General features: G+C 69.1%; 15 protein-coding genes. 9 read left to right on the top strand and 6 right to left on the bottom strand.

The genetic code is table 11. The annotated features are described in order from the left end of the window. Positions 1 to 52: 52 nt before the first annotated feature. From argS to BM252_RS22285, 7 genes are read left to right on the top strand one after another with little or no spacing between them, the layout of a single operon-like run. Positions 53 to 1,762 (top strand): arginine--tRNA ligase, encoded by a 1,710-nt coding sequence (gene argS, locus BM252_RS22315; protein WP_093389885.1) that lies wholly within the window; start codon positions 53 to 55, stop codon positions 1,760 to 1,762. Between the two features lie 21 nt (positions 1,763 to 1,783). After that, positions 1,784 to 2,521, top strand: a complete 738-nt coding sequence (locus BM252_RS22310; protein WP_093389884.1) for an SPOR domain-containing protein — start codon at positions 1,784 to 1,786, stop codon at positions 2,519 to 2,521. 28 nt (positions 2,522 to 2,549) lie between these two features. Beyond that, on the top strand, positions 2,550 to 3,233 hold the full coding sequence (locus tag BM252_RS22305) for a thiol:disulfide interchange protein DsbA/DsbL (protein WP_093389883.1): 684 nt from the start codon (positions 2,550 to 2,552) through the stop codon (positions 3,231 to 3,233). A 28-nt stretch (positions 3,234 to 3,261) separates the two neighbouring features. After that, positions 3,262 to 4,041 carry an SDR family oxidoreductase gene (locus BM252_RS22300; RefSeq protein ID WP_093389882.1) on the top strand — a complete coding sequence of 260 codons (780 nt, stop codon included), beginning with the start codon at positions 3,262 to 3,264 and terminating at the stop codon, positions 4,039 to 4,041. Beyond that, complete coding sequence (locus BM252_RS22295) at positions 4,038 to 4,871, top strand: biotin--[acetyl-CoA-carboxylase] ligase (RefSeq protein WP_093389881.1); 834 nt, start codon at positions 4,038 to 4,040, stop codon at positions 4,869 to 4,871. Before BM252_RS22300 ends, BM252_RS22295 begins: the two co-directional genes overlap by 4 nt. Then, complete coding sequence (locus BM252_RS22290) at positions 4,868 to 5,617, top strand: type III pantothenate kinase (protein WP_093389880.1); 750 nt, start codon at positions 4,868 to 4,870, stop codon at positions 5,615 to 5,617. Before BM252_RS22295 ends, BM252_RS22290 begins: the two co-directional genes overlap by 4 nt. A gap of 12 nt (positions 5,618 to 5,629) precedes the next feature. Beyond that, on the top strand, positions 5,630 to 6,325 hold the full coding sequence (locus tag BM252_RS22285; RefSeq protein ID WP_093389969.1) for an SPOR domain-containing protein: 696 nt from the start codon (positions 5,630 to 5,632) through the stop codon (positions 6,323 to 6,325). Positions 6,326 to 6,349: 24 nt separating this feature from the next. On the opposite strand, the gene BM252_RS22280 is transcribed toward BM252_RS22285, so the two are convergent. The 6 genes from BM252_RS22280 to BM252_RS22255 form a co-directional block, all read right to left on the bottom strand. Beyond that, positions 6,350 to 7,396, bottom strand: coding sequence for a septal ring lytic transglycosylase RlpA family protein (locus BM252_RS22280; RefSeq protein WP_093389879.1), 1,047 nt, complete (start codon positions 7,394 to 7,396; stop codon positions 6,350 to 6,352). A gap of 20 nt (positions 7,397 to 7,416) precedes the next feature. Continuing rightward, entirely contained in the window at positions 7,417 to 8,529 is a 1,113-nt protein-coding gene (gene rodA, locus BM252_RS22275) for a rod shape-determining protein RodA (protein WP_093389878.1), read from the bottom strand. Between the two features lie 10 nt (positions 8,530 to 8,539). After that, positions 8,540 to 10,795, bottom strand: coding sequence for a penicillin-binding protein 2 (gene mrdA, locus BM252_RS22270; RefSeq protein WP_093389877.1), 2,256 nt, complete (start codon positions 10,793 to 10,795; stop codon positions 8,540 to 8,542). Positions 10,796 to 10,865: 70 nt separating this feature from the next. Next, positions 10,866 to 11,378 carry a rod shape-determining protein MreD gene (gene mreD / locus BM252_RS22265; protein WP_093389876.1) on the bottom strand — a complete coding sequence of 171 codons (513 nt, stop codon included), beginning with the start codon at positions 11,376 to 11,378 and terminating at the stop codon, positions 10,866 to 10,868. After that, positions 11,375 to 12,538, bottom strand: a complete 1,164-nt coding sequence (gene mreC, locus BM252_RS22260; RefSeq protein WP_093389875.1) for a rod shape-determining protein MreC — start codon at positions 12,536 to 12,538, stop codon at positions 11,375 to 11,377. Before mreC ends, mreD begins: the two co-directional genes overlap by 4 nt. A gap of 100 nt (positions 12,539 to 12,638) precedes the next feature. Continuing rightward, positions 12,639 to 13,682 carry a rod shape-determining protein gene (locus BM252_RS22255; RefSeq protein WP_093389874.1) on the bottom strand — a complete coding sequence of 348 codons (1,044 nt, stop codon included), beginning with the start codon at positions 13,680 to 13,682 and terminating at the stop codon, positions 12,639 to 12,641. A 303-nt stretch (positions 13,683 to 13,985) separates the two neighbouring features. Here BM252_RS22255 and gatC point away from each other — a divergent pair, with 303 nt between their 5' ends. Both gatC and gatA read left to right on the top strand, forming a co-directional pair. Then, positions 13,986 to 14,288 (top strand): Asp-tRNA(Asn)/Glu-tRNA(Gln) amidotransferase subunit GatC, encoded by a 303-nt coding sequence (gene gatC, locus BM252_RS22250; RefSeq protein WP_093389873.1) that lies wholly within the window; start codon positions 13,986 to 13,988, stop codon positions 14,286 to 14,288. Positions 14,289 to 14,404: 116 nt separating this feature from the next. Continuing rightward, positions 14,405 to 15,889 carry an Asp-tRNA(Asn)/Glu-tRNA(Gln) amidotransferase subunit GatA gene (gene gatA / locus BM252_RS22245; protein ID WP_093389872.1) on the top strand — a complete coding sequence of 495 codons (1,485 nt, stop codon included), beginning with the start codon at positions 14,405 to 14,407 and terminating at the stop codon, positions 15,887 to 15,889. Positions 15,890 to 15,908 lie beyond the last annotated feature (19 nt).

Here is a 15,908-nt window from a genome sequence, read left to right as displayed (position 1 = left end):
GTTTTCGCTTTCGGATGTTTTCATTTAGCGCGGCCCGGCCGCCAACCCGCTCATGCTCGCCCACCAAAAACAAGAAATCACCGCCCTGTTCCAGGCCGCCCTCGCCCCCGTCCTGGCCGGCACCAGTGTCACCGCCAACGTCGTGCTGGAGCGTCCGCGCGACCCCTCGCACGGCGACGTGGCCTGCAACATCGCCATGCAACTGGCCAAACAGCTGAAGATGAACCCGCGCGAACTGGCCACCCAGATCGTCGCCGCGCTGCTGGCCAACCCGGCCGGCCAGGGCCTGGTGGCCTCGGCCGACATCGCCGGCCCCGGCTTCATCAACCTGCGCGTGACCGACGCCGCCAAGCAGGCCGTGGTCAACAGCGTGCTCGAGCAGGGCGCCGCCTTCGGCCAGAGCGCCGCCGGCGCCGGCAAGCAGGTCATCATCGAATTCGTCTCGGCCAACCCGACCGGCCCGCTACACGTCGGCCACGGCCGCCAGGCCGCGCTGGGCGACGCCCTGTCGTCGCTGTTCGGCGCCCAGGGCTACCAGGTCACCCGCGAGTTCTACTACAACGACGCCGGCGTGCAGATCCAGACCCTGGCCAACTCGGTGCAGGCGCGCGCGCGCGGCTTCAAGCCGGGCGACGCCGAATGGCCGGAGTCGGCCTACAACGGCGACTACATCGCCGAGATCGCCACCGACTTCCTCGCCAAGAAGACCGTCTCGGCCAGCGACGGCCAGCCGGCCACCGCCTCGGGCGACGTCGACGACATCGACTCGATCCGCGCCTTCGCCGTCACCTACCTGCGCAACGAGCAGGACATGGACCTGCAGGCCTTCGGCGTCAAGTTCGACAACTACTACCTCGAATCGTCGCTGTACGCCGACGGCAAGGTCAACAGCGCCGTCGAGACCCTGGTCAAGGCCGGCAAGACCTACGAGCAGGAGGGCGCGCTGTGGCTGCGCACCACCGACTACGGCGACGACAAGGACCGCGTCATGCGCAAGAGCGACGGCAGCTACACCTACTTCGTGCCGGACGTCGCCTACCACATCGTCAAGTTCCAGCGCGGCTTCATCCAGGCCATCAACGTGCAGGGCTCCGACCACCACGGCACCATCGCCCGCGTGCGCGCCGGCCTGCAGGCGGTCGACCTGGGCGTGCCGCAGGGCTACCCCGACTACGTGCTGCACAAGATGGTCACCGTGATGAAGGACGGCGAGGAGGTCAAGATCTCCAAGCGGGCCGGCTCCTACGTCACCGTGCGCGACCTGATCGAATGGTCCGGCGGCGGCGACATCGCCAAGGGCCGCGACGCGGTGCGCTTCTTCCTCATCTCGCGCAAGGCCGACACCGAGTTCGTCTTCGACGTCGACGTCGCCCTGAAGACCTCGGACGAGAACCCGGTGTATTACGTGCAGTACGCCCACGCCCGCATCTGCCGCATGCTCGAACAGTGGGGCGGCGACGTCGCCAGCCTGGCCGGCGTCGACCTGGCGCCGCTGACGGCACCGTCCGAGGCGACGCTGCTGGCCACCCTGGCCGCCTACCCGGACATGCTGGCGCGCGCCCAGGCCGAACTGGGCCCGCACCAGGTCGCCTTCTACCTGCGCGAGCTGGCCGCCAACCTGCACAGCTTCTACTTCGCCGAGCGCGTGCTGGTCGACGACGAGGCGCTCAAGCTGGCCCGCCTGGCGCTGATGGTGGCGACCCGCCAAGTGCTGCGCAACGGCCTGGCGCTGATCGGCGTCTCCGCTCCGAACAAAATGTAATCGCGAAGGACATCACGCACAATGAATTTCCGCTTCCGCCACACCCCCGCCCGCCTTCCGTCGCGCCGCCAACAGGGCAACACCCTGGTCGGCATCATCATCGGCCTGGTCATCGGTCTGGTCATCGCCGTCATCGTCGCGCTGGCCATCACCAAGGGCGCCACGCCCTTCACCGACAAGAACGGCCGCAACGGCAAGTCGAGCGAGCCGACGGCGGGCCAGGTGGCCGATCCGAACAAGCCGATGTACGGCAACAAGGAAGCGGCGCGCGAAGCGGCCAAGGATTTTGTGCGCGAAGCCAAACCGGACACTAAGCCGGACACTAAGCCAGACACCAAGCCGGAGACCCGGGTCGAGGCCCAGCCCGAGCCCAAGCCGCCCGCCCGGGTGGAGGCCAAGCCGGAGCCGAAGGCGCCGGCCGCCGATCCGCTGCAGGCCGTGGTCGACCGCATCACCCCGCCGCCGAAGACAGCGGCGACCAAGCCGGCCGGCACAACGCCGCCGGCCGCCGCCGCCGACGAGAAGTACACCTACTATCTGCAGGCCGGCGCCTTCCGCGAAATCGGCGACGCCGAGAGCGCGCGCGCCAAGCTGGCCCTGCTCGGTTTCGAGGCCACCATCTCCGACCGCAGCACCGACACAGGCGTGCTGCACCGTGTGCGCATGGGCCCGTTCAACCAGGTCGAGTCGATGAACCGGGTACGCAGCAAACTGTCGGAAAACGGCGTCGACGTCGCCGTCGTGCGCAATCAAAAGTAAGCCCAGCCAACATACCGAGGGAGTAACGATGCGAATTCTGAAACGGGTAGTGGGCGCGCTGGCGCTGGGCACCTTGGCCCTGGTCGCCGGCTCCGCCTCGGCCTCGCCGGCGGCGCCGAAGGCCGGCGTCGAATACCAGCTGCTGTCCGCGCCGCAGCCGACCGAGTCGGGCAAGAAGATCGAGATCACCGAGTTCTTCGCCTATTACTGCCCGCATTGCCACTCCTTCGAGCCGGCGCTGGCGGCCTGGGTCAAAAAACAGGGCGACAACATCGTCTACAAGCGCGTCCACGTCGGCCGCGACGAGAGCGTGGCGCCGCAGCAGAAGCTGTTCTACACGCTCGACGCGATGGGCCTGTTGAGCGAGCAGATGCACAACAAGATCTTCGACGAGATGCACCTCGCCCACAACCGCCTGAACCGCGACGAGCAGGTCTTCGACTTCATCGTCAAGCAGGGCGTCGACAAGCAGAAGTTCGTCGACACCTACCGTTCCTTCGGCGTGGCCGGCCGCGTGCGCAAGGCCAGCGCCATGATGGCCGCCTACCAGATCGACTCGTGGCCGATGCTGGCCGTCGACGGCCGCTTCATCACCTCGCCCTCGATGGCCGACGACGAGAAAAAATCCGCCACCACCGAAGCCCAGCTGCACACCGAGGTGCTGCAGGTGATGGACGTGCTGCTGGCGAAAGCGAAAGCGGAAAAGAAATAAGCATGCCCGCGACCGGCGCCCACACAGCATGACGCCGCAGCGCGTCTTCATCACCGGCGCCTCCAGCGGCATCGGCGCCGCGCTGGCGGCGCGCTACGCCGCCGAGGGCGCCACCCTGGGCCTGCTGGCGCGCCGCCGCGACGCGCTCGACACGCTGGTCGCCGGCCTGCCCCACCCCGAACGCCACCGCGCCTACAGCGTCGACGTGCGCGACCACGCCGCCATCGCCGCCGCCGCGCGGGACTTCCTGGCCCACGCCGGCGGCATCGACGTGGTGGTGGCCAACGCCGGCGTCTCGGCCGGCACCCTGACCGAACACGCCGAGGACCTGGCGGTGTTCGACACCATCATCGCCACCAACCTGCTCGCCACCGCCGCCACCTTCGCCCCCTTCATCGCCACCATGCGGGCGCAGCGCACGCCGGCGCGCCTGGTCGGCATCGGCAGCGTGGCCGGCATACGCGGCCTGCCCGGCGCCGAGGCCTACAGCGCCTCCAAGGCCGCCGTCATCAGCTACTGCGAATCGCTGCGGCTGGAGATGCGCCCCTACGGCATCAAGGTGGTGACGCTGTGCCCCGGCTACATCGACACGCCGATGACCAAGGTGAACACCTATCCGATGCCCTTCCTGATGCCGGTCGAGCGCTTCGCCGCCGCCGCGCTGCGCAAGATCGCCGGCGGCAGCAGCTACGCCGTGATCCCCTGGCAAATGGGCGTGGTGGCCAAGCTGCTGCGCCTGCTGCCCAACACCCTGTACGACCTGGCCTTCGCCAGGGCGCCACACAAGACCCGCCAGCCGCTGCCATGAGCACCGCCGCCCACACCACCGACGCCAACGCCAACAACGCCGGCGCCGCCGCCCTGTCCGCCGCCGCCATCGCCGCCCACTGCGCCGGCAGCGCCAGCCATGTGGCGATCGAGGTGGTGGCCGAAACCGGCTCCACCAACGCCGACCTGCTGGCCCGCGTCGCCACCCTGCCCGGCCCGCTGCTGCGCGTCGCCGAGCGGCAGACCGCCGGACGCGGCCGCGCCGGCCGGCCCTGGTTGTCGGCGCCCGGCGCCAGCCTGACCTTCTCGCTGGCCTGGCGCTTCAAGGGCCCCATGCGCAACCTGGTCGGCCTGCCGCTGGCGGTGGGCGTGGCGCTGGCCGAAACCATAGTCGGCCTGGGTGTGCCGGTGCGCTTGAAATGGCCCAACGACCTGCTGCGCGACGGCGACAAGTTGGCCGGCATCCTGGTGGAGATGCAGAGCGCGCCGGACGGCGCCGTCTGGGCGGTGGTCGGCGCCGGCATCAACCTGCTGATGCCGGACCAGCTGGAACAAGACATCGGCCGCAGCGTCGCCGCCGCGCCGTGGCTGGCGCAGATGGAGCGCAACCTGCTGCTGGCCACCCTGCTCAGCCGCCTGGCCGCCGTGCTGGCCGAATTCGACGACACCGGCTTCGCCCCCTTCTGCGAGCGCTGGAACGCGCTGCACGCCTGGCACGGCCGCGAGGTCAGCATCGTCGACGCCGGCCGCGTGCTGCAACAGGGCCGCGCCGCCGGCGTCGACGCCATCGGCCGCCTGCTGCTCGACACCGCCGCCGGCCGCGTCGAGATCCTCTCCGGCGACGTCTCCTTGCGACTGGCGGACGCATGATCCTGCTGATCGACGCCGGCAATACCCGCATCAAATGGGCCCTGGTGGAGGTCGGCGCCGCGCTGGGCGCCTGGCGCGCCTTTGGTGCCGTGCCGCACGCCGAGCTGGGCCAACTGCCGGCCGCCTGGAACGCCGCGCTGGCCGGCCGCCACATCCACCGCGCGCTGCTGGCCAATGTCGCCGGCGCCGGCCTGCGCGCCCAGCTGCAATTGATCTTGCCGTCCACCCTGCCGGCGCCGGCGGTGCTCTGGTTCGCCTCGGTGGCCGAGCTGGCCGGCGTGCGCAACGGCTACCGCAATCCGGCCCAGCTGGGCTGCGACCGCTTCGCCGCCGCCATCGCCGCGCGCGCGCTGGCGCCGGGACGCGCCGTCATCGTCGCCAATTGCGGCACCGCCACCACCATCGACGCCGTCAGCGCCGACGGCGTCTTCCTCGGCGGGATGATCCTGCCCGGCCTGGCGCTGATGGCCAGCTCACTGGCGCGCAACACGGCGCAGTTGCCACAGATCGCGCCAGACGCCAAGCTGCCCGCCGGATTCGCCGACAACACCGACGACGCCATCCTCAGCGGCTGCCTGGCGGCCCAGGGCGGCGCCATCGAACACGCCGTCGCGCTGCACCAGGCCAGCGACTGCATCGTCTCCGGCGGCGCCGCGCCCTTCATCGCGCCGACCTTGAAGGTGGCCCACCGCGTCGTCGACAACGTCGTGCTCATCGGTTTGCATGCTGCCGCCGGCAGCGCCTGATTGGGATCGCCCGTGCTGAAATTTATCTTCTGGTCGCTGCTCGCCGCAAACGCCGCCCTGTTCGCCTACGGCCAGGGCTACCTCGGCCATTTCAGCGGCAACGAGCGCGAACCGGCGCGGCTGCGCAACCAACTCAACGGTGGCAGGCTGACGCTGGTCTCGGCCGAGCGGGCCAACGGCGCGGCCGGTGCGGCCGATACTGCCGGCGGCCCTGCGGCGGCGGCCAAGCCGGCGCCACCGCAGCTGCTGGCCTGCCTCGAGATCGGCAATTTCGTCCTGGCCGACGCGCGCCGCTTCGAGGCCCAGCTGGCGCCGCTGGGCCTGGGCGACCGCCAGGCCCGCCACAACCTGCCCGGCACCGAGGTGTCGAGCTACATCGTGTTCGTCCCGCCGCAGGGCAGCAAGGAAGCCGCCGACAAGAAGGCGGCCGAGCTCAAACAGCTGGGCGTGACCAACTACTTCGTCATGTCCGACAACTCGGCCATGCGTTGGGCGATTTCGCTGGGGGTGTTCAAGACCGAGCCGGCGGCGCAGAACCTGCTGGCGGCCCTGCAGAAACAGGGCGTGCGCAGCGCCAAGCTGGCGCCGCGCATGAGCGGCAGCAAGCTGCTGGCCTACCAGTTCCGCGACGTCGACGCCACCCTCAAGGGCAAGCTGGAACAGCTGCGCGCCGGCCACCCCGGCACCGAAGCGCGCGCCTGCAAGTAGCGATGGCCGCGCGCCTGCGCCGAATCAGCGCTGGATGATGATCGGTTTCAGGCTCAAGGCGGCGGGCAGCCCTTGCGCCGCCTCGCTCGCTTCCTGGCGGCTGGCGAACGGCCCGCTGAACAGCCGGTGCACCGAGCCACCCTGCACCACCTCCAAGGCCCTCAAGCCGGCCTGCAGCAGGCGGCTGCGCGCCGACTCGGCGTTCTCCGCCCGCGCATACGCCCCCAGTTGCAGATAGAAGCCGGCGGTGACCGGCGCCGCGCCGCCGCTGACGGCGGCCAAGGCGGCCGTCGGCGGCGACACCGCCGCCGGCACCAGCACCAATTGCTGCTGCGATGGCTGCGGCTGCGACGGCTGCGACGGCGTCGGCTTGCTGCCGCGCCCGGCGATCATGCGCTCGATCTCGTTGGGCAGGATGCGTTCGATCTGCAGCTCGTGGCTGCCCTTGCCCAGCAGGCCCAGTTTCAGCGCCGCCGTGTAGGACACGTCGATCGCCCGGTTCGCGTGGAAGGGACCACGGTCGTTGATGCGCACCACCACCTGGTTGCCGCTGACCAGGTTGGTCAGCCGCGCATACGAGGGAATCGGCAGCGTCGGATGGGCCGCCGTCATCTTGTACATGTCGTACAGCTCGCCCGACGAGGTGCGCTGGCCGTGGAACTTCTTGCCGTACCAGCTGCCGATGCCGCGCTGCGTGTAGGGCTGGTTGTCGGTCATCGGCGTGTAGGTCTTGCCGAACACCACGTAGGGCCGGTTCGAACGCGGCAGCGGCGGATCGTTGCGCACCTCGGCGTCCGGCACGGCGGCCAGGTTGGGCGGCGGGTTCTCGCCCGGGCCGTCGTCCTGGTAGTAGCCGCCCCGGCCGGAACCGGCCGCCGGCAGTGCCGGCGTGCCCGCTTCGGGCCGGCTCGCCTTGCCCGCCGTGGCCGGCGCCGGCGCCGGCGTGTGGGCGGCCGGCGCGGTCGAGCTCAGCGGCACGCTGGAACAGCCGGCCAGCGCCAGCAACAGGGTCAGCAGGGCCGGCAGGGCCGGCGTCAGGCGCGCCGGGGTCTCCTTGCGCGGCGTCGTCATTGGAATCATGGCGTTCCTCATCAGGTTTGTACCAGCTTGCGGTGGCGTTGAATGCTCATCAAAATACCGGCGCCCAGCCCCAGGGTCAGCAGCGCGGTGCCGCCGTAGCTCATGAAGGGAAGCGGCACGCCGACCACCGGCAGGATGCCGCTGACCATGCCCATGTTGACGAAGGCGTAGGTGAAGTAAATCATGGTGATGGCGCCGGCCAGCAGGCGCGTGAAAAAGTTCGGCGCGTTGCCGGCGATCATCAGGCCGCGCCCGATCAGCAGCAGGTACAGCAGCATCAGCACCAGGTTGCCGGCCAGGCCGAACTCCTCGGAGAAGACGGCGAAAATGAAGTCGGTGGTGCGCTCGGGGATGAACTCCAGGTGGGCCTGGGTGCCGTGCGTCCAGCCCTTGCCGGTGATGCCGCCCGAGCCGACCGCGATGGTCGACTGGATGATGTGGAAGCCCTTGCCCAGCGGGTCCGAGGTGGGGTCGATCAGCGTCATCACGCGCTCGCGCTGGTAGTCGTGCAGCACCGACCAGACCACCGGCAGGCTGGCGCCGACCGCCACCGCCAGCCCGGCCAGCGCCTTCCACGACAGGCCGGCCAGGAAGATCACGCTGAAGCCGGCGGCCACCACCAGCAGGGCGGTGCCCAGGTCGGGCTGCTTGGCGATCAGGCCGACCGGTATGGCCAGCAGCACGGCGGCGATGGCGTAGGAGTGCCAGCGCAGCTGCCCGGCGCGCTGTTGGAAGAACCAGGCCAGCATCAGCGGCATGGCGATCTTCATGAACTCGGACGGCTGGATGTCGATGCCGACGTGCAGCCAGCGCCGCGCGCCCAGCTTGATGGTGCCGAACAGCGCCACCGCCACCAGCAGCAGCACCGCCACGATGTACACCGGCACGGCGATGCGCATCATCGTTTGCGGGCTGATGTTGGCCACCATCCACATCACCAGGAAGGACATGACGATGTTGCGCAGCTGGTCCTCGACCTTGCCGGGGATGCCGATGCCGGCCGAGTACAGCGTCACCAGGCCGGTCGACAGCAGCAGGATGATGATCAGCGCCAGCGGGCCGTCGAACACGGTGAAATAGGGTCGCAGGCGACGCCACAGCGAACGCCTTTCGTTGATACGCATAGGGTTGTCCTTATTGTTTCTTGCGCTCGGGCGCCACCGGCGCGGCCGGCGTCGTCGGCGCCGGGGCGGCCGGCGCGCGCGGCAGCGGCGCCGGGGTCGCCGCCGGCGCCGGCGCGGTTGCGGGAGTCTTGGCCGGCGCCGGGGCGGGATTCTTCGGCGCCGCGGCGGCCGGGTTCTTGCCCGCCGCGGGCGCCGGGCCGGTCGGCGAGATGAGCGCCGGGGCCGGGGCCGGCACCTTGGCCGGGGCAGCCGCCACCGCTGCCGCCGGGGCCGGGGCCGGCGCCGCCGCGCCTGCCGCCGGCCGCTTGGCCAGCTCGATCGCCGCCGCCACCTCCTCGGAGCTCGGCTCCTCCACCGGCGCCAGCGTCTCGGCGTCCTCCTTCGGCACCTTGGTGGTCTCCTTTTCCGTCGGGCGTTTGCCCAGCAGGTAGTAGTCGAGCGCCTTGCGGGCGATCGGCGCGGCGATGGCGGCGCCGAAGCCGGCGTTCTCCACCACCATGGCGATGACGATGCGCGGCTTGTCGGCCGGCGCGAAGGCGGTGAACAGCGAGTTGTCGCGCAGGCGCTCGGCCAGTTTGGCGGCGTTGTACTTCTCGTTCTTTTTCATCGCGATCACCTGCGCCGTGCCGGTCTTGCCGCCCACCGTGTAGCCGGCGTTGGCGAAGACGCGGTAGGCGGTGCCGCCCGGCTCGCTGGTCACGCCGACCATGGCGTTTTTGATGAAGTCGATGTTCTCCTGCTTGAGCGGGATGCGGTAGCTCTCCTTGGCCACCGTCAGCTGGCGCGCCCGCGTGGCGCCGTCCTCGACGATTTTGACCAGGTGCGGCTTCATCACCACGCCGTTGTTGGCCAGGTTGGCCACGGCGTGGGCGATCTGCAGCGGCGTGTAGTTGTTGTAGCCGGAGCCGTTGCTGACCGAGATGGTGTCGCCGCCGACCCACTTCTGCGCCGAGGCGCCCTTGAAGCGGGCCCGCTTCCATGCCTGCGACGGCAGCACGCCGATCTTCTCGTTCTCCAGGTCGATGCCGGTCGGCTGGCCGAAGCCGAACGGCTTCATGAAGTCGTGGATCTGGTCGATGCCCATGTCGTGGCCGAGCACATAGTAGTAGGTGTTGCAGGACACCACGATGGACTTGCGCATGTCGACCGTGCCGTGGCCGCCGCGCAGGTCGTCGTTGAAGCGGTGCCCGCCCAGCATGTAGAAGCCGGGGTCGAAGATCGCCTGGCTGGTGGTGCGCTTGCCGGTCTCCAGCGCGGCCAGCGCCATGAAGGGCTTGAAGGTCGAGCCGGGCGCGTAGGTGCCCGACAGCGGCCGGTTGACCATCGGCCGGTCCAGCGAGTTGTTCAGCTCCGACCAGCTCTGCTGGTCGATGCCGTCGACGAACAGGTTGGGGTCGTAGCCGGGCCGCGAGACGAAGGCCAGCACGTCGCCGGTCGACGGCTCGATCGCCACCAGCGCGCCGCGCCATTCGCCGAAGGCCTCCTCGATCACCTTCTGCAGCTCGATGTCGACCGACAGGATCAGGTTGTTGCCCGGCACCGCCGGGGTGCGCGACAGCGTGCGGATGGCCCGCCCGCCGGCCGACACCTCGACCTCCTCGTAGCCGGTGGTGCCGTGCAGCTGGCGCTCGTAGCTTTTCTCCAGGCCCTCCTTGCCGATATGGTCGGTGCCGTTGTAGTTGGCGGCGTCCTCGCGCGCCTCGATGGCCTTGGCCTCGCCCTGGTTGATGCGGCCGATGAAGCCGATCACGTGCGAGGCGGTCTCGCCCAGCGGATACTGGCGGAACAGGCGCGCCTGGATCTCCACGCCGGGGAAGCGGAAGCGCTGCGCGGTGAAGCGCGCCACCTCCTCGTCGCTCAGGCGGGTGCGCAGCGGCACGCTCTCGAAGTTCTTCGACTCCTCGAGCAGCTTCTTGAAGCGCTTGCGGTCCTTGATGTCGACCTCGACCAGCTTGGCCAGCTCGTCGATGGTCTCGTCGAGCGGCACGCGCAGCTTGGACGGCGTCACCTCCAGCGTGTAGGCCGAGTAGTTGCGCGCCAGCACCACGCCGTTGCGGTCGAGGATCAGGCCGCGGTTGGGCACGATCGGCACCACGGCGATGCGGTTGTCCTCGGCCTGGGCGGCGTAGTCGCTGTGCTTGATCACCTGCAGCCAGACGAAGCGCGCCAGCAGCAGCGCGAAGCAGACGAACACCAGAGCGCCCAGCGCCGTCAGGCGCAGGCGGAACAAGTGCAGCTCGCGTTCCGTATTCTTAATTTCAGTCATGCGGGGGACTCAACACCTCAAAGTGACACAGTGGGACGGCGGCGCGGCGCCGCCGCCGCAACCAGCCGCTTCAAATCGGCCGCGTGTGGTCGCGGTCGACCGCGCGCCGCTGCGGTGCCAGCAGCAGCCAGGTGGCGATCGGCCACAAGGCCACCGCCACCACGCTTTCGATGAAATAGAACCAGCCGGGGAATTTGCCGGAGGCGAAGAAGCGCACCAGCATCTGCACCGACTGCGCCAGCAACAGCAGCGGGAACACGTGCATGGCCTGGGTCAGCAGCGGGAACCACAGCACGCGGCGATGCAGCATGATGGCGAAGTAGGACAGCAGCGTGTAGGCCAGCGCGTTCTCGCCCAGCAGGGTCGAGTCGTGCACGTCCATCAGCAGGCCGAGGAAGAAGGCGGTGCCGATGCCGACCTTGCGCGGCTGGTGCACGCCCCAGAACACCAGCACCAGCGCGACGAAGTCGGGCGCGCCGATGAAGCCGCCCCAGGGCAGCAGGTTGAGCAGGAAGGCGCAGAACAGGCTGAAGGCGATGAACAGCGGGCTGACCGGCAGCAGAATATAGTGCGGGCGGTTCATCGCGCCTCCTCTTTCGGTTTGGTGCTGGCCGGCGCGGCGGTGGCCGCCGCCGGCTTGACGGCGCTTGTGGTGGCGATGGCGGCCGGCGCGGCGCCGCTGGCCGCTGCCGGCTTGGCGCCGCTGGTGGCCGGCGTTGGCGCCGGCGCCGCCGGCTTGGCGCCGCTGGCGGCCGGCGTGATCACGGTGGCGGCGGTGGCCGCCGCCGGCGCGCCGGCCGCTGCGGCAGGTGCGGCGGCGCCCTCCTTCGGCGCCTCCTTGATCGGGCCCATCTTGCCGGCGTGTTTTTTCAGCGTGCGCACTTCCTCCTCCGGCGGCCGGGCCGGCAGGTCCGGCGTCGACATCAGGATCAGCAGCTGGGTGTTGTTGGCGATGCCGGCCAGCGGCTGGCAGACCACGCCGCCGAACGAGCCGCCGGCGCTGTTCTCCACCTGGCTGACGCGGGCCACCGCCAGGCCGGCCGGGTAGACCCCGTCCAAGCCCGAGGTGACGACGATGTCGCCGACCTGGATGTCGGCGTTGGGCGCGGTGAAGCGCAGCTCCAGCGTGCCGGCCTTGCCGCGGCCGTAGGCCACGCTGCGCAGGCCGTTGCGCAGCAGCTGCACCGGAATGGCCTGCTCCTTGTCGGTCAGCAGCGTGACCTCGGAGGTGAACGGGAACACCCGCGTCACCTGGCCGACCACGCCCTGGTTGTCGATCACCGGCAGGCCCAGCGCGACGCCCTGCTGGGTGCCGCGGTCGAGCACGATCTTGCGGCTGTTGACGTCGCGCGCGTCGTACAGCACCTCGGCCAGCATCGACTTGACCGGCAGGCGCTCGTGCGCGTCCATCAGCTTGCGCAGATGGTTGTTTTCAACGGAATTGAGTTGCGCCTGCTGCAGCGCCTGCGAGGTGGCGATCTGCTGGCGCTTGAGTTCGCGCACCTGCTTCTCCAGCGCCGCCAGGCTGGAAAAATAATCGCCCATGCCGTAGATGGCGTCGCGCGGCAGCAGCGCGACCATTTGCAGCGGGTACAGCGCGGTGCCGACGGTGGTGCGCAGCGTGGCCAGCGAATGCATGCGCGAATCGATCAGCAGCAGCGCGATCGATATGCAGGCGAACACCGTCATCTTGCCCCGGGCCGAGGCGCCTTGTTTGAAAAGTGGCGGAGGACTGTATTCCATGACTTCCAATAATCCGGCGCTCGCGCGCCAACGAACCGGCTATCCTATCACCGCATCCAAAATTGCAGCGGGGCCGCTGTTTGGCGGCCCCGCGTGGTGATCATTCGTAGGAGAAGATCGAGCCGAGTTGGTCCATCCGTTCCAGCGCCATGCCCGAGCCGCGCACCACGCAGGTCAGCGGGTCCTCCGCCACCAGCACCGGCAGGCCGGTTTCCTCCATCAGCAGACGGTCCAGGTCGCGCAGCAGCGCGCCGCCGCCGGTCAGCATCATGCCCTTTTCGGCGATGTCGGCGCCCAGTTCCGGCGGGGTCTGCTCCAGCGCGTTCTTGACGGCCGAGACGATGTTGTTGAGCGGGTCGGTCAGCGCCTCGAGGATCTCGTTGGACGAGATGGTGAAGGAGCGCGGGATGCCTTCGGACAGGTTGCGGCCCTTGACTTCCATTTCCTTCACTTCGGAGCCGGGGAAGGCCGAACCGATGGCCTTCTTGATCGCCTCGGCGGTCTGCTCGCCGATCAGCATGCCGTAGTTGCGGCGGATGTAGTTGACGATGGCCTCGTCGAACTTGTCGCCGCCGACGCGCACCGAACCCTTGTAGACCATGCCGCCCAGCGAGATGATGCCCACCTCGGTGGTGCCGCCGCCGATGTCGACCACCATCGAACCGGTCGCTTCCGACACCGGCAGGCCGGCGCCTATTGCGGCCGCCATCGGCTCCTCGATCAGGTAGACCTGCGAGGCGCCGGCGCCGAGCGCCGATTCGCGGATCGCGCGGCGCTCCACCTGGGTCGAGCCGCACGGCACGCAGATGATGATGCGCGGCGACGGACGGAAGAACTTGGAGTCGTGCACCATGCGGATGAACTGCTTGAGCATTTGTTCGGTGACGGTGAAGTCGGCGATCACGCCGTCCTTCATCGGGCGGATCGCCTCGATGTTGCCGGGCACCTTGCCCAGCATCTGCTTGGCTTCCTTGCCGACCGCCTGGATCGTCTTCTTGCCGTTCGGGCCGCCTTCCTGGCGGATCGCGACGACCGACGGCTCGTCCAGGACGATGCCCTGGCCGCGTACGTAAATCAGGGTGTTGGCCGTGCCCAAGTCAATGGCCAGATCGGTGGAGATATATCGACGTAAAAAACCAAACATGAGTATCCTGTGGCGCCTCGAATGTGCGCGTAAGCCGTTATAGGGAGTAGCCGAGCGGGCGCCGGCGGCGCGATCGCTGTCTGTTCGGACGCGGCGGCAGCGACAATTCAGCGCCGGCAACGCATCAACCCGCCATTCTACCTTATAATTTGAATGCGATTTGCCGAAAATCCAAGCGAAAGTGCGGCCCGCCAAAGCGCGATTTGCCCGGCGTTCCGGCGCTTTTGCCGACGAATAGCTTTACTTTAAGACTTTTATCAATATAACAATTAATCATTGCGCGGTCCGTCCGCGCCATTCGCCATGTCCCTGACCCTATCCGACGTAAAACGCATCGCCCACCTGGCCCAACTTGAGATGAGCGAGGAGCAGGCCGCCACCGCGCTGGGCCAACTGAACGGCATCTTCGCGCTGGCCGAACAGATGCAGGCGGTCGATACCGACGGCGTCGCGCCGCTCAGCCATCCGCTGGCGGCCCACATGAACAACATCGCCCTGCGCCTGCGCGAGGACGTCGCCACCGAGGGCAACCGCCGCGCCGACTACCAGGCCGTCGCGCCGAAGACCCAGGACGGCCTGTACCTGGTGCCCAAGGTGATCGAGTGATCGCCTAAGCGCGCCTGCGCGCCCGCACGCCCGCCCCGGACCCGCGCCCGCGCGCCGGCCCGGCCCGCGCCGAGCACCGACGATCCCCGCCACCGACCGAATTGAATAGATCCGCCATGCACACTAAAACCATCAAAGAGCTGTCGACTCTGCTGCAAAGCAAAGCCATCTCCGCCACCGAACTGGCCGGCCACTTCCTCGACCGCATCGAGGCGAGCCAGCTGAACGCCTACCTGCACGTCGACCGCGCGCTGACCCTGGCCCAGGCCGCCGCCGCCGACGCCCGCCTCGCCGCCGGCAACGCCACGCCGCTGACCGGCGTGCCGATCGCCCACAAGGACATCTTCGTCACGCGCGACTGGCGCTCGACGGCCGGCTCGAAGATGCTGGCCGACTACGTCAGCCCCTTCGACGCCACCGTGGTGGAGAAGTTCAAGGCCGCCGGCATGGTCACCCTGGGCAAGCTCAACTGCGACGAGTTCGCCATGGGCTCGGCCAACGAGAACTCGGCCTTCGGCGCCGTCAAGAACCCCTGGGACACCCGCGCCGTGCCGGGCGGCTCCTCGGGCGGCTCGGCCGCCGCCGTCGCCGCGCGCCTGGCGCCGGGCGCCACCGCCACCGACACCGGCGGCTCGATCCGCCAGCCGGCCGCCTTCTGCGGCGTGACCGGCATCAAGCCGACCTACGGCCGCGTTTCGCGCTTCGGCATGATCGCCTTCGCCTCCTCGCTCGACCAGGGCGGCCCGATCGCCCAGACCGCCGAGGACTGCGCCCTGCTGCTCAACGCCATGGCCGGCTTCGACGAGCGCGACTCGACCAGCCTGACGCCTGAACAAGGCGGCGTCGACGAGGACTTCACGCGCGAGCTGAACGCCCCCTTGACCGGCCTGCGCATCGGCGTGCCCAAGGAATACTTCGGCGAAGGCCTGGCGGCCGACGTCGAACAGGCCGTGCGCGCCGCGCTGGCGCAGTATGTGAAGCTGGGCGCCAGCCTGGTCGACATCTCGCTGCCCAACACCGCGCTGGCTATCCCGGCCTACTACATGATCGCCCCGGCCGAGGCCTCGTCCAACCTGTCGCGCTTCGACGGCGTGCGCTACGGCCACCGCGCCGCCGAGTACAAGGACCTGCAGGACATGTACAAGAAGACCCGCGCCGAAGGCTTCGGCGCCGAGGTCAAGCGCCGCATCATGGTCGGCACCTACGTGCTGTGCCACGGCTACTACGACGCCTACTACCTGAAGGCGCAAAAGATCCGCCGCCTGATCGCGCAGGACTTCGAGGCGGTGCTGAACGGCCCCAACGCGGTCTGCGACGTCATCATGGGACCGGTCGCGCCGACCGTCGCCTGGGACCTGGGCGACAAGTCCGACGACCCGGTGGCCGCCTACCTGGCCGACATCTTCACCCTGTCGACCAGCCTGGCCGGCCTGCCCGGCATGTCCATCCCCTGCGGCTTCGGCCAGGGCGAGAAGAACAGCCAGCGCCCGGTCGGCCTGCAGATCATCGGCAAGCACTTCGGCGAAGCCAAGCTGCTCAACGTCGCCCACCAGTTCCAACTGGCCACCGACTGGCACCTGCGCGCGCCGGCCGGCATCTAAGACAGCGGCACCACCGAAA

The organism is Rugamonas rubra, from assembly GCF_900114705.1.
In the GTDB taxonomy this organism is placed as follows: domain Bacteria; phylum Pseudomonadota; class Gammaproteobacteria; order Burkholderiales; family Burkholderiaceae_D; genus Rugamonas; species Rugamonas rubra.
The sequence above is the reverse complement of the archived record's forward strand: the minus strand, read 5'-3'. Positions and strand labels throughout refer to the sequence as shown.

Coding starts and splice junctions, on each gene's coding strand:
- argS (WP_093389885.1), top strand. CDS start 53: ATGCTCGCCCACCAAAAACAAGAAATCACCGCCCTGTTCCAGGCCGCC.
- BM252_RS22310 (WP_093389884.1), top strand. CDS start 1,784: ATGAATTTCCGCTTCCGCCACACCCCCGCCCGCCTTCCGTCGCGCCGC.
- BM252_RS22305 (WP_093389883.1), top strand. CDS start 2,550: ATGCGAATTCTGAAACGGGTAGTGGGCGCGCTGGCGCTGGGCACCTTG.
- BM252_RS22300 (WP_093389882.1), top strand. CDS start 3,262: ATGACGCCGCAGCGCGTCTTCATCACCGGCGCCTCCAGCGGCATCGGC.
- BM252_RS22295 (WP_093389881.1), top strand. CDS start 4,038: ATGAGCACCGCCGCCCACACCACCGACGCCAACGCCAACAACGCCGGC.
- BM252_RS22290 (WP_093389880.1), top strand. CDS start 4,868: ATGATCCTGCTGATCGACGCCGGCAATACCCGCATCAAATGGGCCCTG.
- BM252_RS22280 (WP_093389879.1), bottom strand. CDS start 7,396: ATGACGACGCCGCGCAAGGAGACCCCGGCGCGCCTGACGCCGGCCCTG.
- rodA (WP_093389878.1), bottom strand. CDS start 8,529: ATGCGTATCAACGAAAGGCGTTCGCTGTGGCGTCGCCTGCGACCCTAT.
- mrdA (WP_093389877.1), bottom strand. CDS start 10,795: ATGACTGAAATTAAGAATACGGAACGCGAGCTGCACTTGTTCCGCCTG.
- mreD (WP_093389876.1), bottom strand. CDS start 11,378: ATGAACCGCCCGCACTATATTCTGCTGCCGGTCAGCCCGCTGTTCATC.
- mreC (WP_093389875.1), bottom strand. CDS start 12,538: ATGGAATACAGTCCTCCGCCACTTTTCAAACAAGGCGCCTCGGCCCGG.
- BM252_RS22255 (WP_093389874.1), bottom strand. CDS start 13,682: ATGTTTGGTTTTTTACGTCGATATATCTCCACCGATCTGGCCATTGAC.
- gatC (WP_093389873.1), top strand. CDS start 13,986: ATGTCCCTGACCCTATCCGACGTAAAACGCATCGCCCACCTGGCCCAA.
- gatA (WP_093389872.1), top strand. CDS start 14,405: ATGCACACTAAAACCATCAAAGAGCTGTCGACTCTGCTGCAAAGCAAA.